Source organism: Sphingobium sp., assembly GCF_036170395.1.
Taxonomy (GTDB): Bacteria; Pseudomonadota; Alphaproteobacteria; order Sphingomonadales; family Sphingomonadaceae; genus Sphingobium.
Genome location: NZ_JAVHPD010000062.1, coordinates 12,415 through 26,093, shown reverse-complemented (window position 1 = coordinate 26,093; position 13,679 = coordinate 12,415). Strand labels below are relative to the sequence as shown.

General features: G+C 67.8%; 11 protein-coding genes. 8 read left to right on the top strand and 3 right to left on the bottom strand.

The annotated features are described in order from the left end of the window. Positions 1-50 precede the first annotated feature (50 nt). The 5 genes from V2B31_RS16050 to V2B31_RS16030 all read left to right on the top strand — a co-directional run bounded on the left by V2B31_RS16050 (position 51) and on the right by V2B31_RS16030 (position 8,959). Positions 51-2,648, top strand: a complete 2,598-nt coding sequence (locus tag V2B31_RS16050; protein WP_328280361.1) for a molybdopterin-dependent oxidoreductase — start codon at positions 51-53, stop codon at positions 2,646-2,648. After that, complete coding sequence (gene cobA / locus V2B31_RS16045; RefSeq protein ID WP_328280359.1) at positions 2,635-3,414, top strand: uroporphyrinogen-III C-methyltransferase; 780 nt, start codon at positions 2,635-2,637, stop codon at positions 3,412-3,414. The genes V2B31_RS16050 and cobA overlap by 14 nt, the downstream gene beginning before the upstream one ends. 166 nt (positions 3,415-3,580) lie before the next feature. Further along, positions 3,581-4,330: an ImuA family protein gene (locus tag V2B31_RS16040; RefSeq protein WP_328280357.1), complete on the top strand. Its 750-nt coding sequence runs from the start codon at positions 3,581-3,583 to the stop codon at positions 4,328-4,330. Further along, the gene (locus V2B31_RS16035; RefSeq protein ID WP_328280356.1) at positions 4,296-5,759 is read left to right on the top strand and encodes a Y-family DNA polymerase; all 1,464 of its coding nucleotides are present in this window, start codon (positions 4,296-4,298) and stop codon (positions 5,757-5,759) included. The genes V2B31_RS16040 and V2B31_RS16035 overlap by 35 nt, the downstream gene beginning before the upstream one ends. Next, entirely contained in the window at positions 5,756-8,959 is a 3,204-nt protein-coding gene (locus V2B31_RS16030; RefSeq protein WP_328280354.1) for an error-prone DNA polymerase, read from the top strand. Before V2B31_RS16035 ends, V2B31_RS16030 begins: the two co-directional genes overlap by 4 nt. Positions 8,960-9,128: 169 nt before the next feature. Here V2B31_RS16030 and V2B31_RS16025 read toward each other — a convergent pair whose 3' ends face one another. After that, positions 9,129-9,578, bottom strand: a complete 450-nt coding sequence (locus V2B31_RS16025) for a hypothetical protein (RefSeq protein ID WP_328280352.1) — start codon at positions 9,576-9,578, stop codon at positions 9,129-9,131. 305 nt (positions 9,579-9,883) lie between these two features. Continuing rightward, positions 9,884-10,555, bottom strand: a complete 672-nt coding sequence (locus tag V2B31_RS16020; RefSeq protein WP_328280350.1) for a spermidine synthase — start codon at positions 10,553-10,555, stop codon at positions 9,884-9,886. 78 nt (positions 10,556-10,633) lie between these two features. Between V2B31_RS16020 and V2B31_RS16015 the strand changes: the two genes are divergently transcribed. From V2B31_RS16015 to V2B31_RS16005, 3 genes are all read left to right on the top strand, one after another. Then, positions 10,634-11,092, top strand: a complete 459-nt coding sequence (locus V2B31_RS16015) for a hypothetical protein (protein WP_328280414.1) — start codon at positions 10,634-10,636, stop codon at positions 11,090-11,092. A 103-nt stretch (positions 11,093-11,195) separates the two neighbouring features. Then, entirely contained in the window at positions 11,196-12,212 is a 1,017-nt protein-coding gene (locus V2B31_RS16010) for an NAD(P)H-dependent flavin oxidoreductase (RefSeq protein ID WP_328280348.1), read from the top strand. Positions 12,213-12,298: 86 nt separating this feature from the next. Beyond that, positions 12,299-13,171: a hypothetical protein gene (locus tag V2B31_RS16005; protein ID WP_328280346.1), complete on the top strand. Its 873-nt coding sequence runs from the start codon at positions 12,299-12,301 to the stop codon at positions 13,169-13,171. Here the strand turns inward: V2B31_RS16005 and V2B31_RS16000 are convergent, their stop codons facing one another. Further along, positions 13,172-13,603, bottom strand: a complete 432-nt coding sequence (locus V2B31_RS16000; RefSeq protein WP_328280344.1) for a winged helix-turn-helix transcriptional regulator — start codon at positions 13,601-13,603, stop codon at positions 13,172-13,174. It lies immediately after the preceding gene. Positions 13,604-13,679 lie beyond the last annotated feature (76 nt).

The following is a 13,679-nucleotide window of genomic DNA, read 5'->3' as shown; positions in this document are numbered from 1 at the left end:
GCCACCCGGCAAAACCCCACCCCCTGCCCCTCCCCTGAAGGGGAGGGGTAATGGATCGTGCCATCCGCACCACCTGCGCCTATTGCGGCGTCGGCTGCGGCATCGCCGCGACGCCGACCGGCCCGCGCTCCGTCACGATCAAAGGCGACGAAGCCCACGCCGCCAACGCCGGCCGCCTATGCTCGAAGGGCACGCATCTCGGCGAAACGGTGGGCCTCGCGGGCCGCTTGCTGTACCCGATGATCCGCCAAAAGCGCGCAAGCTGGGACAAGGCGCTCGACCTCGTCGCCCGCCGCTTCCGCGACACGATCGACCGCCATGGCCCCGACAGCGTCGCCTTCTACGTCTCGGGCCAGCTTCTGACCGAGGATTATTATGTCGCCAACAAGCTGATGAAGGGGTTCATCGGATCGGCCAATATCGACACCAACAGCCGCCTCTGCATGTCGAGCGCTGTCGCCGGCCACAACCGGGCGTTCGGCGAAGACATCGTCCCCGCCAGCTATGACGATCTGGACCAAGCCGACCTTATCGTCCTCGTCGGCTCCAACACCGCCTGGTGCCATCCGATCGTCTATCAGCGCATCCAGGCCGCCCGCGCCGCGCGCGGCACGAAGCTGGTCGTCATCGACCCCCGCCGCACCGAAACCTGCGAAGGCGCGGACCTGCACCTCGCGCTCAAGCCCGGAACCGACGTAGCCTTGATGAACGCCCTTTTGGCATGGTGTGATCGGGAAGGCATCGCGTCATCCGACCATCTGACCGTGCCGGAAGGCTTCTGGGACCATATCCGCACCGGCCACGATCTCTGGACCACGGCCAGAACATGCGACCTGCCGCCCGCGCAACTGGAGCAGTTCTTCCGTCTGTTCGCCGCCACCCCGCGCACCGTCACCCTGTTCAGCCAGGGCGTCAACCAGTCGATCCGCGGCACCGATCAGGTGAACGCGATCCTCAACGTCCACCTCGCCACCGGCCGCATCGGCAAGCCGGGCGCCGCGCCCTTCTCGATCACCGGCCAGCCCAACGCCATGGGCGGCCGCGAAGTCGGCGGCCTCGCCTCCACGCTCGCCGCGCATATGGACTTCGCGCCCGATAATGTTGCCCGCGTCGGCCGCTTCTGGGCCGCGCCCACCATGGCGACCAAGCCGGGCCTGAAAGCCGTCGACCTGTTCCGCGCGATCAACGAAGGCCGGATCAAGGCGCTCTGGATCATGGCGACCAACCCCGCCGTCTCCCTGCCCGATGCCGCCCGCGTGCGCGAGGCGCTGGCCTCGATCCCTTTCCTCATCGTGTCGGACATCATGGCGCAGACCGACAGCAGCGCCCACGCCCATGTCCGCTTGCCCGCCGCCGGCTGGGGCGAGAAGGACGGCACCGTCACCAATAGCGATCGCACGATCAGCCGCCAGCGCGCCTTCCTGCCCCTGCCCGGCGAGGCCAGGCCCGACTGGTGGATCGTCACCCAGGTCGCGCGCCGCATGGGCTGGCGAAGCGCCTTCGCCTATGACCGGCCCGCCGACATCTGGCGCGAACATGCGCGCCTCACCGCCTATCAGAATGACGGGGCGCGGCTGCTGAACCTGCGCGCCCACGCGACCATCGGCAACGACGCCTATGACGCGATGGAACCCTTCCGCTGGGGCGGCGCGCCCTTCGCCGATGGCCGCTATCCCACGCCCGACGGCAAGGCGCGGCTGGTCCTGACGAAGCAGATGGACCTCCAGCCGCCCCTGCGCGACTGGCCGCTGACGCTCAATACCGGCCGCTATCGCGACCAGTGGCACAGCATGACCCGCACCGGCCTGTCCCCCAAACTCGCCCGTCACCGCGAAGAACCGCTGGTCGAGGTCCATCCCGACGACGCGCAGGCGCTCGGCCTTGCGGACGGCGACCTCGCCCGCGTCGCCACGCCGCAAGGGGACAGCCTCTTCCGCGCCCACCTTACCGAAGGCCAGCGCCCCGGCGAAATCTTCACCCCGATCCACTGGACCGATCAGGTCTCCACCGGCGGCCGCACCGGCCTGCTTCCTCGCCGTCTGGTCGATCCCCATTCGGGTCAGCCCGGCTTCAAGTCCACGCCCGCCAGCCTCGCCAAAGTCACGGCCGAATGGAAGGGCTTCCTCATCCTGCGCGGAACGGAGCCGGTGACGCTCCCCTGCCTCTGGGCCACGCGAGTCACGGTCTCGGGCGGCACGCTCTACGAGATTGCCGGCAATGGCGATCCGGCCCGCCTCGAAACCTGCCTGCCCAAGGGCGACAGGGTCGAGGCGATCGACCAGACGCGCGGCACGCGCCGCATCGCGATCCTGCGCGACGGACGGCTCGCCGCCGTCCTCTTCGTCACCCGCACCGGCCTGCTGCCCTCGCGCGACTGGCTGATCGGCCAGCTCGAAGCCGAACAGGTGACCGCATCCGTCCTCGCCGCGCGCGGCCCCGGCGCTCGGCCGGACAAGGGCGCGACCATCTGCGTCTGCTTCGACATCGGTTTGAACCAGATCGTCGCCGCGATCCGCGACCAGAGCCTCGTCGACGTGCCCGCCATCGGCCAGGCGATCGGCGCGGGCACCAATTGCGGCTCCTGCCGCCCCGCGCTCGCCAACATCCTCGCCCAGACCACCCAGGAGACTCTCCATGCCGCAGAATGATCTGATCGCGTCTGGCGACGTCTGGCTGGTCGGCGCGGGGCCGGGCGATCCCGACCTCCTGACCCGCAAGGCCGAACGGCTGATCGCCGCCGCCGACATCATCTTCTACGACGCGCTGGTGGGGCCGGGCGTGCTCGACCTGATCCCGCCCGGCGTCGAGCGCATCAGCGTTGGCAAGCGCTCCGGCCGCCACAGCAAGGCGCAAGGCAGCATCAACGACCTGCTGCTGGCGGCAGCCAGGGCGGGCCGCCGCGTCGTCCGGCTGAAGGGCGGCGATCCCTCCATCTTCGGCCGCTCCGCCGAGGAAATGAAACATCTCGGCCGCGAAGGCATCCGCGTCCACATCTGCCCCGGCATCACCACGGCCAGCGCGGCGGCGGCCAGCGGCCATATGTCGCTCACCCTGCGCGGCGTGGCGCGCGGACTGACGCTGGTGACGGCGCATCTGCGCGCCGGCGAGCCGCTCGCGCTCGACTGGGCGGCGCTCGCCGGCAGCGGCACGCTCGGCATCTATATGGGGCGCGAAGCGGCGGGCGAGATCAGCCGCAACCTGATCGCGGCGGGCCGTCACCCCGACACGCCCGTCATGGTCGCGGTCAACGTCTCGTTGCCCACCGAGCGACTGATCCGCGGCAAGCTCTCCGCGCTCGCCTTTCTCGTTCAGGCGGTCAGCGACAGGGAACCGACCCTGCTGCTGGTGGGCGAAGCAGTCGCCGATCATGGCCGCGCCGAAGCAGCGGAAAACCAGGCGCTCCTCCCCGCCTGACACCAGGCCTGTCTACCTGTTCCCCGGCGCAGGCCGGGGTCCAGTCCCGCGCTCTCGACTGAACTCTGACGAGGTATGACTCCTGACCGAAAGGACAGAGGCTCAAATCCTCTGGACCTGCGTTCTGCGATGGAACATAAAGTGAACATCGTGGATGATTCGGGATATGGATTCGATTGCACCCCTTGGCGGCGGCCGTTCTTCGGAACGGATCATGCCGCAGCAACCAGCGCCTCTGCCGGCGCTGGAAGCAGGGCAACTGCATGAAATCCATGCGGAGGGAGAGGATCGCGCCGCCGCGCTCGCCTTCGCGCTGGCGATGGGTGTGTTCGCCCCCGATGGCGCGATCGTCGCGCTGCGGGTGCCGGGGCGATCGCGCCTGCCGACGCTCTTTTCGGGCGACGGTCTGGCGCTGCTCGGGCTGGACCCGGCCCGGCTGACTCTGGTCGAGCCGGCAAGCGAGATCGACATGCTGCGCGCGGGGCTGGACGCCGCACGCTGCGCCGGGGTGGCGGCGGTGCTGATCGAAAGCGAGGGCCGCTTCGCCGACTATGACCTCACCGCCAGCCGCCGGCTGGTGCTGGCGGCGGAGGCGTCCCGCGCCTGCGTCATTCTGCTGCGCGTGGACGCCGAACCGCGATCGAGCGCGGCGCGCACCCGCTGGACGGTCGCCAGCGCGCCCTCGGTGCCGCTGGAGGCCGATGCGCCGGGGTGGCCCGCGATCGACGCGGAACTGCTGCGCTGCCGGGGCGGCCCCGCCGGGACGCGATGGCGATTGATCTGGGACATGGACCATGGATGTTTTCGCGATGCCGCCCGGTTCCAGCCCCAATGGGAGACAATGCCTGGCGCTGTGGTTCCCTTTCTTGGCTTGCGAGCGGATGCGGCGGACGATCCCCGACGCCGCGTCGCCTGACGCGCCGCTGGCGCTGGTGACGCGCACCGGCAATGCGCTGCGGCTGGCGGCGCTCGACGCCCAGGCGCAGAGCCAAGGGCTGGTCGCTGGCATGACCCTGGCCGATGCCCGCGCGCGCTGCCCGACGCTCGCCACCTGTGCCGCCGACCCGGAAGCCGACGCGCGCGAACTGGATCGCCTGGCCGTGGCGATGCGGCGCTTCACGCCAATGGTGGCGCTCGACCCGCCCGACGGCCTGATCCTTGACATCAGCGGCTGCGCCCACCTCTTCGGCGGCGAGAAGGCGCTGGCCCGCGCGGCGCGGCGGGAGGCTGGCTATGCCAGCCGCTGCGGCTTCGGTCCCAACGCCACCGCCGCCCGCGCGCTCGCCCGCCATGGCGGCAAGAACAGCGATGTCCACGCGCTCCCCGTCACGGCGCTCGACCTGGACGATCGCGCGCTCGCGGCGCTGCGGCGCGCCGGGCTGCGCACGATCGGCGATCTCGCCCGCCGGCCCATGAGCATGATCGCCGCCCGCTTCGGCGAGCAGACCGTCACCCGCCTGCGACAGATCCTCGGCGAAGCCGCCAGCCCCATCGCGCCGCGCCGCGCAGAAACGCCGATCCGCGCCCACGCCCGCTTCCCTGAGCCGATCGCCCGCACCGATGATGTCATGGACGTGATCGAGCATCTGCTGACCGAGGCCGCGCGGCAGATGGAGGAACGGCGCATCGGCGGCCGCCGCTTCCTCGTCCGCCTGATCCGCAGCGACGGTGCGCGGCGCGATCTCGCCATCGAAACCGCCCAGCCGGTGCGCGATCCCGCCGCCGTGCTGCGCCTGCTGCGCGAGCGGATCGATACGCTCGCTGACCCGATCGACCCTGGCTTCGGTTTCGATTCGGTGCATCTCGCCGTCCCCTGGACCGAGCCGCTCGCCGACCGCCAGCGCAGCCTGGACGGCGGCGCGCAGGAGGCTGCGCGGGAAGGCGTGACTGCGCTCATCGACCGGCTCGGCGTCCGCCTCGGCCCGCAGCGCATCCGCCGCCTGCAACCGCGCGACCGGCACCTCCCCGAAGCGGCCCAGCGCCTCGTTCCCGCCGCCCAGGCGGCCGCCGCCGGCTGGCCCCCGACCGACGGCCGTCCGCCACGCCCCTTGCTGCTGTTCGATCCCCCCCAGAGCGTCGCCGTGATCGCCGGCGTCCCCGACGGCCCGCCGCAGCGCTTCCGCTGGCGCGGCAGGCTGCATGAAGTGGTGCTGGCCGAGGGGCCGGAGCGGATCGCCGCCGAATGGTGGCGCAGGCAGGGCGGCCACCATGCCGGCGGGGCAGGGCGGACGCGCGACTATTACCGGATCGAGGACAGCGACGGCCGCCGCTACTGGATGTTCCGCCACGGCCTGTTTGGGCAAGAAGCCGACATCGGCTGGTATCTGCACGGCCTCTTCGCATGACGGCGTTTGCGGAAGTGGTCGCCGCCACCAATTTCAGCTTCCTGCGCGGCGCATCGCACCCCCGCGAAATGGTGCGCCGCGCCGCCTATCTCGGCATGACCGCCATCGGCATCGCCGACCGCAACACGGTGGCCGGCGTCGTGCGCGCGCATCAGGCGCTCAAAGACTTGGGCGCGCTTGCTGGCGAGATGCGCCTGATCGTCGGCGCGCGGCTGGTATTCGCGGACGGCGCGCCCGACATCGTCGCCTATCCCATGACCCGTTTCGGCTGGGGCCGGCTGACCCGGCTGCTGACGCTCGGCAACCGGCGCACGATCAAGGGCGAATGCGAGCTGCGCCTCCCCGACCTCATCGATCATGCGCAGGACATGGCGCTGATCGCGATGGACGGCGACGCCACGCTGCTGGAGCAATTGAGGCAAACGACCCCCCATCTCTGGCTCGCCGCGACGATGCACCGCGCCGGCCGCGACGCCCGGATGCTGGCGAAGCGCAAAAGGCTGGCCGCCGAAACAGGCGTGCCCCTGATCGCCACCAACGACGCCCTTTATGCCGAAGCCGACGACCGCCCGATGCAGGATGTTCTCACCTGCATCCGCGAAGGGCTGACCGTGCAGACGGCCGGCCGCCGTCTCGCCGCCAATGCCGAACGGCATTTGAAAGCCCCCGCCGAAATGGCCCGCCTCTTCGCTGCCTGCCCCGAAGCGATCGCCGCGACGCAGCATCTGCTCGCCTGCATCGCCTTCACCCTCGACCAGCTACGCTACGAATATCCGCACGAACCCGTGCCCGAAGGCTGGCAACCGCAGGACTGGCTGGAACATCTGGTGGAGGAAAAGGCGAAAGAGCGCTTCCCCGACGGCCTGCCCCCTAAATATCGCGAAACGCTGATCGAGGAATTCACCCTCATCCGCGCCAAGAATTACGCCTATTATTTCCTGACCGTCCACGACATCGTCGCCTACGCGCGCAGCCTCGATCCGCCGATCCTCTGCCAGGGGCGGGGTTCGGCCGCCAATTCGCTCGTCTGCTACCTGCTCGGCATCACCCCGATCGACCCGGTGCGCGAAAAATTGCTCTTCACCCGCTTCCTCTCCGACCAGCGCACCGAACCGCCCGACATCGACGTCGATTTCGAGCATGAGCGGCGCGAGGAGGTGATGCAATATATCTACGCCCGCTACGGCCGCGGCCGCGCCGGCATCGCGGCCACCGTCATCCGCTACCGCCAGCGCAGCGCCCTGCGCGAAGTCGGCAAGGCGCTCGGCCTCACCGAGGATGTGACCGCGCGCCTCTCCGGCACCGTCTGGGGCTGGGGCGGGGAGGGGCTGCCCGAAAGCCGCGTGGCCGAAGCCGGCTTCGACCCCGCAAACCTCGAACTCGCCCGCCTGCGCGACATGGCCGATCGCCTCTACGAAACGCCCCGCCACCTCTCGCAGCATGTCGGCGGCTTCGTGCTCAGCGAAGGGCGGCTCGACGAACTGGTCCCGATCCATAACGGCGCCATGCCCGATCGCACTTTCATCGAATGGGACAAGGATGATCTCGACACGCTCGGTCTCATGAAGGTCGATGTGCTGGCGCTGGGGATGCTGACCGCGATCCGCAAGAGCTTCGACCTGATGCGCGAGCATGGCCTGGGCGACATCGACCTCTCCACCGTCCCGCTGGAGGATGAAGCCACCTACCAGATGCTGCAAAAAGGCGACAGCATCGGCACCTTCCAGGTCGAAAGCCGCGCCCAGATCGCCATGCTCCCCCGCATGAAACCCAAGGAGTTGTACGACCTCGTCATTCAGGTCGCGATCGTGCGCCCCGGCCCGATCCAGGGCGGCATGGTTCACCCCTACCTCCGCCGCCGCAACGGAGAGGAAGCCGCCGAACTGCCCGGTCCGCCCGGCAACCCCGACGAACTCAAGGACGTGCTGGGCAAGACCCTCGGCGTCCCCCTGTTTCAGGAGCAGGCGATGCGCCTTGCCATGGTCGCCGGCGGCTTCACCTCGCAACAGGCCGACGGACTGCGCCGCGCTATGGCGACCTTCCGCCGCACCGGGCAGGTGAGCAATTACCAGACTGCTCTCATCGAAGGCATGGTGAAACGCGGCTATGAGCGCGACTTCGCCGAACGCTGCTTCAAGCAGATCGAGGGGTTCGGCGAATATGGCTTTCCCGAAAGCCATGCCCAGGCGTTCGGCTGGCTCGCCTATGTCTCCTCCTGGCTCAAATGCCATCATCCCGCCGTCTTCACCTGCGCGCTGCTCAACAGCCAGCCGATGGGCTTCTACGCGCCTGCCCAACTCGTCCGCGACGCGCAGGAGCATGGCGTGGAGGTGCGACCCATCGACGTGCAGGCGAGCCATTGGGACAGCACGCTGGAAGGGCCGCGCATCCTGCGCCTCGGCCTCCATCGTATCGACGGCTTCCGCGAGGAATGGGCCAAAACCCTGATCGCCGCGCGCGCGCAAGCGCCGATCCGCGACATGGAGGATCTCGCCCGCCGCGCGGACATGCCGGCGCGCGCGCTTCACCTGCTGGCGGATGCCGACGCGCTCCGATCCATTGGCCAGAACCGGCGGCAGGCGGGGTGGGAGGCGCGCCGCGTGCCGCCTGCGCAACTCCCCCTCTTCGCCGCGCAGGACTTGCCCGAACTCGGAAAAGAAACCGACGCCGCGCTGCCCCCCATGCCCCTCTCGGAGGAAGTCGCGATCGACTATCAGACCCATCGCCTGTCGCTGAAAGGCCACCCCATGCAGTTCCTGCGCGCCCGCTTCGCGCGCCATGGCGTCATCGACTGCGCCGCCGTCAACGCCGCCAAGGATGGCGCGAAGGTGCGCGTGGCGGGCGTCGTCCTCATCCGCCAGCGACCGGGCAAGGGCAATGCCGTCTTCATCACGATCGAGGATGAAAGCGGCATCGTCAACGCTTTGCTCTGGGCGCGCGACATGGAGAAACAGCGCCGCGCCGTCATGGCTGCTCGCCTGATGCTGATCGACGGCACGATCCAGCGCAGCAAGGAAAATGTCGTCCACCTGATGGTCGACCGCGTCACCGACGCCAGCAGCGCGCTCGACTGGCTGCACGAACAACCAATGAGCCGCAGCGACGAAGTCACGCATCCGGGCCACCCAAGAGCCGCGCCTTCCCCGCGCCGGCACCCGAGGGACGTGCGGATACTACCGAGTTCGCGGGATTTTCATTGAAGATATGGCGCAGCCTGGGAAACGGCTGAATAGTGCAAGAGACACCCCCAAAATCGTCATCCCAGCGAATGCTGGGATCTCTCTTTTCTTTCACCGCAGCGCCAAAAGAAGTGAGATGCCAGCCTTCGCTGGCATGACGATAATGGAGAGGACGCTGGTCGTCGCTCCTTCAGCACGGACCATGCCAGAACATACCGGAGCCCAGTTCCGACCAGCATTGGGGGAGCATGCCAAGGTTGCGCCTGTCAGGCGCATAGCCATATCCCCAGCCGCCATCGAAGAAGGGCCTCGTGCCGATATGCACCGAGCCATCGAAAACGATCACAGTATAAGGCTTCAATCCAACGATGGCCGGCGGCCATTCACCTTCTCGGATAGTAACAGCCTCGCCACGAGGGCCGATAGGATATTTTGCCATCAGCCGCTGAGATTCCGAAGCGATCGCCCTCAATTTCGCTCGGTTATGCGTCGGGTGCGGGAAAGCGCAATAGACACCGATCGCGATTAGGATGATGATGGGCAATCCAATACGCAGGCTACCGCCGGCTACGGCTTTTCCAGGCATCTTCATGGCGCGAAGCTTACCGCACCATGAAATGTCGGCAAGCCCGACGATCATCACATGGCGCTCAGTATCACCTCCCCGTCATGCCGGGCTCGACCCGGCATCCCGCTTCTTGGGAAGCGCGGACGCAAGCCGCAGCAGCCAACCCCTTCCAAAATAGGATTTTCTCTGATCTATCCTCGGCGATGACCCCCTCGCCGACCTTCCGTTCGCAAAATAACGCCCGTCAAGCGGGTGAAGCGTCAGCGGCGCATCGGCGGCGCGTCACCGTGACCCACCCGTCGCCTTGCAGGCGCGTCGCGAGCGCGTCGCAGGCGCTTAAGCCCCAAAAAGCCCCACGACACTGTATACTTCGCCCCTCACCGCTTCTGCGCGAACCAGATCACATGGCGCGGACCCTTGCCATTGTCGCGCGCCTTCACCGCCACCTCGTCGACCAGAAAGCCAGCGCTCCGCAAGCGGCGGGCGAAGGGTTCGTCCGATCCCGCCGACCACACCGCCAATATGCCGCTGGGCTTCAGCGCCGCCTTGGCAGCCTCCAGCCCCGCCGCCGAATAGAGCCGGTCGTTCGCCGCCGCCGTCAGCCCGTCCGGCCCGTTGTCGACATCAAGCAAGATGGCATCATAGCTCGCCCGCGCGCGTCCGATCACCGGCACGACATCCTCGATCAAAAGGTCCACGCGCGGATCATCCAGGCACCCCGCCATCAGCTCGACCATCGGCCCGCGCGCCCATGCAATGATCTCCGGCACCAGTTCGGCCACCGTCACCTGCGCCGACCCATCCAGCACCCCCAGCGCCGCCCGCAACGTAAACCCCATGCCATAGCCACCGATCAGCAGATGCGGGCTTTTCCGCCCCTTCAGCCGCTCTATCGTCATCAGCGCCAGCTGCTTCTCGGAGCCGCTCATCCGGCTGCTCATGAGTTCGTTGCGGTCGAGCACGATCATATGGTCCGCGCCGCGCCGGTAGAGCTTCAGCTCCTGCCCGCCCGGCACCAGCGCCGAGCCCAGATATTCCCGCGGGATCATGATGCCTGTCCTTCCATTTGCCGCGTCGCGCCGCATGGCAGCTTGGCAACATCGGCGCAAATGCTACAGGCACCCGCGATGCGCTATTTTCTCGATACCGAATTTAACGGCTTTGGCGGCGGCCTCATCAGCGTCGCGCTGGTGCCCGAACATGGCGACCAGGAACTCTATATCTCGCTGCCGCTGCCGGAGGTTCTGGAACCCTGGGTTGCGCAGAATGTCGTGCCCTACCTTCGCCTCGTGCCGCCCGGCGTCGATCATGAACTGGATCGGGTGGATGCCGCCGACATGGTCGCCGCCTATCTCGCGGGCGACGATGATCCGCTCATCATCGCCGACTGGCCGGAGGATCTCGCCCATTTCTGCGCGCTGCTGGTGACGGGGCCGGGCAGGATGGCCGGGGTCGATTTCGGCCTGCGCCTCGAACTCATCAACGCCGCCGGTTTCAGCGCCGCCGCCAACAGCCGCGTGCCGCATAATGCGTTGCATGATGCCCGGGCGCTGCGCGACTTTTACCTGATGGACCGGGTCGATTGAGCGCGTCGCCGCCATCGCTACGCCGCCATTTTGCGCTTGCATCGGCCGCCGATGCCCTGGATAGGCGCGACCCACCGGGGCCGGGGAAGGAAGACAGCGCATCATGACCACGCAAAGCAAGCTCATGTCCCTCATGGCGCGCGGCGCCGATTTTCTGGGCTGCGAAACCGCGATCCTGTGCGGCGCGATGAGCTGGGTTTCGGAGCGGCACCTCGTCTCCGCCATCTCCAACGCCGGCGGCTTCGGCGTCATTGCCTGCGGCGCGATGACCCCCGACCTCCTGGACCGGGAAATCGCGGCGACGAAAGCGCTCACCGATCGCCCGTTCGGCGTCAACCTCATCACCATGCACCCGCAACTGTTCGACCTGATCGACATATGCGCGCGGCATGATGTCGGCCATGTCGTGCTCGCTGGCGGCCTCCCGCCCAAGGGCAGCATCGAGGCGATCAAGCAGAAGGGCGCCAAGCTCATCTGCTTCGCGCCTGCGCTGGCACTGGCGAAGAAGCTGGTGCGCTCGGGCGTCGATGCGCTGGTGGTGGAAGGGATGGAGGCGGGCGGCCATATCGGCCCGGTCGCCACCAGCGTTCTGGCGCAGGAAATCCTGCCCGAAATGGCCGATCAGGTGCCGGTGTTCGTCGCTGGCGGCATCGGCCGGGGCGAAGCGATCGCCGCCTATCTGGAAATGGGCGCGGCGGGCGTGCAGCTTGGCACCCGCTTCGCCTGCGCGACCGAAAGCATCGCCCATCCCGCCTTCAAGAAAGCCTTCTTTCGCGCCTCGGCCCGCGACGCTATCGCCAGCGTCCAGATCGACCCGCGTCTGCCGGTGATCCCGGTGCGCGCGCTTAAAAATGCCGGCACCGAAGCCTTCACCGCCAAGCAGCGCGAAGTCGCCACCCTGCTCGACGAGGGCAAGGTGGACATGGCAGAGGCGCAATTGCAGATCGAACATTATTGGGCCGGCGCGCTGCGCCGCGCGGTGATCGACGGCGATGTCGATGGCGGATCGCTGATGGCGGGACAGTCGGTGGGCATGGTGACCCGCGAGGAGCCGGTCGCGGCGATCATCGCGCAGCTGCTGGACGAGGCCGCGCAAGCGCTGGAGCGGCGAGCCGCGTGAAGGCTTGCGGTGAACGGAGCGTTCGGCATATTTCCTCATGTCTCAATGCCCGGCATGACCGGCGCAAAGCTTCATCGGAGAATTTGATGCCCCTTTCGCGCCGCATCCTCGGCCGCCTGTCGCTGGTATCGCTGGCGGTCCTGGCGGCCTGTTCGACCCCGCCGCCACCGCCGCCGCCGCCCACCCCGCCGCCGCCGGTGGTGCCGACCGTGCGCCCCGTCCCGCCGGACAATGCCGCCGAAGGGATGAGCATCCCGGGCAAGGACGAGACGGGCAAATTCCTGACCGCAAACCGCGGCGTCACCTCGAACACCGCCCTGTGGCATGTCCGCATGGCGCTCAACGTCGCCGCGCTCAACTGCGACAAATATGGCAGCACCGCGCGCAACCAGTATAATCAGATTTTGACGGTGCATAAGGACATGTTGGGCGACGCCAACTCTGCGGTGGACCGTAATTACAAGGCCGCCTATGGCAATGCCGCGCTCCAGTCGCGCGAGCGGCTGAACACGATCGTCTATAATTTCTTCGCCCTGCCGCCGGTCATCAAGAATTTCTGCCCGGTCGCGGTGACGGTGGGCGCGAAGGTGCTGGCGATCCCGTCCACCCAGTTGCTGGTGGAAGCGCCCGCGCTGCTGGCCGAACTGGAAAAGCCCTTCCAGGACTTCTATGCCGCCTATGAAGATTATCTGCGCCGGCTGGCGGAATGGCAGTCGCGGTTCGGAGCGACCGTGACTCTCACCTTGTCTCCCACGCCGCTGCCGCCGCCGCCGCGGCCCCCGGCCGAAGTGCCCGCCGGCTGGACCCCCGGTATGCCGACCAGCCTTCCGGTGACGCCGACCACGCCGGTCACGACCCCTTCGGGCACGCCGTCCGGCCCTCCGGCGCCGGCGCGGACCTTGCCCGACAACAGCGCGCCCAAATTGGTGGTTCAGCCGCTGCCCGCCGGCAACGAATAATCAGTCGCGCGCGTCGAAAGTGGCGCGCGCGGCCTCCACCTGCTCCAGATGCCGCTCGGCCCACATCCACACGCCGCAGAAGGCCGCGCTCAAACTCTCGCCCAGCGGGGTCAGCGCATAGTCGACATGGGGCGGCACGACCGGATGGACGGTGCGGCGGACAAGTCCGTCGCGTTCCATCTGCCGCAGCGTCTGGGTCAGCATCTTCTGGCTGATTCCCTCGACGGCGCGGCCGATTTCGGTGAAGCGCATCACGCCCTTCTCCTCCAGTTCCTCCAGCACCAGCAGGGTCCATTTGTCCGCGACCCGTCCAATCAGATCGTTGACGAGTCGCTCTACCCGCGGGTCGGTCGTCTCCTCATCCGGCCCGGCGAGGTAGGTTTCGGCTTCGGCGATCGTATCGGCGGAAAAGCGGGCGGCGGATTTGCTCATGCTTACTGTCCGGTGACTATGGCACTTTGACGTGCCTACTTTCAAAAAGAGAGTGTCGATTTACATGGGATCGCAG

What these genes read in the sequence shown, in the direction of transcription:
- V2B31_RS16050 (WP_328280361.1), top strand. Translation starts at nt 51, where the DNA reads ATGGATCGTGCCATCCGCACCACCTGCGCCTATTGCGGCGTCGGCTGC.
- cobA (WP_328280359.1), top strand. Translation starts at nt 2,635, where the DNA reads ATGCCGCAGAATGATCTGATCGCGTCTGGCGACGTCTGGCTGGTCGGC.
- V2B31_RS16015 (WP_328280414.1), top strand. Translation starts at nt 10,634, where the DNA reads ATGCGCTATTTTCTCGATACCGAATTTAACGGCTTTGGCGGCGGCCTC.
- V2B31_RS16010 (WP_328280348.1), top strand. Translation starts at nt 11,196, where the DNA reads ATGACCACGCAAAGCAAGCTCATGTCCCTCATGGCGCGCGGCGCCGAT.
- V2B31_RS16040 (WP_328280357.1), top strand. Translation starts at nt 3,581, where the DNA reads ATGGATTCGATTGCACCCCTTGGCGGCGGCCGTTCTTCGGAACGGATC.
- V2B31_RS16000 (WP_328280344.1), bottom strand. Translation starts at nt 13,603, where the DNA reads ATGAGCAAATCCGCCGCCCGCTTTTCCGCCGATACGATCGCCGAAGCC.
- V2B31_RS16035 (WP_328280356.1), top strand. Translation starts at nt 4,296, where the DNA reads ATGCGGCGGACGATCCCCGACGCCGCGTCGCCTGACGCGCCGCTGGCG.
- V2B31_RS16005 (WP_328280346.1), top strand. Translation starts at nt 12,299, where the DNA reads ATGCCCCTTTCGCGCCGCATCCTCGGCCGCCTGTCGCTGGTATCGCTG.
- V2B31_RS16030 (WP_328280354.1), top strand. Translation starts at nt 5,756, where the DNA reads ATGACGGCGTTTGCGGAAGTGGTCGCCGCCACCAATTTCAGCTTCCTG.
- V2B31_RS16025 (WP_328280352.1), bottom strand. Translation starts at nt 9,578, where the DNA reads ATGATCGTCGGGCTTGCCGACATTTCATGGTGCGGTAAGCTTCGCGCC.
- V2B31_RS16020 (WP_328280350.1), bottom strand. Translation starts at nt 10,555, where the DNA reads ATGATCCCGCGGGAATATCTGGGCTCGGCGCTGGTGCCGGGCGGGCAG.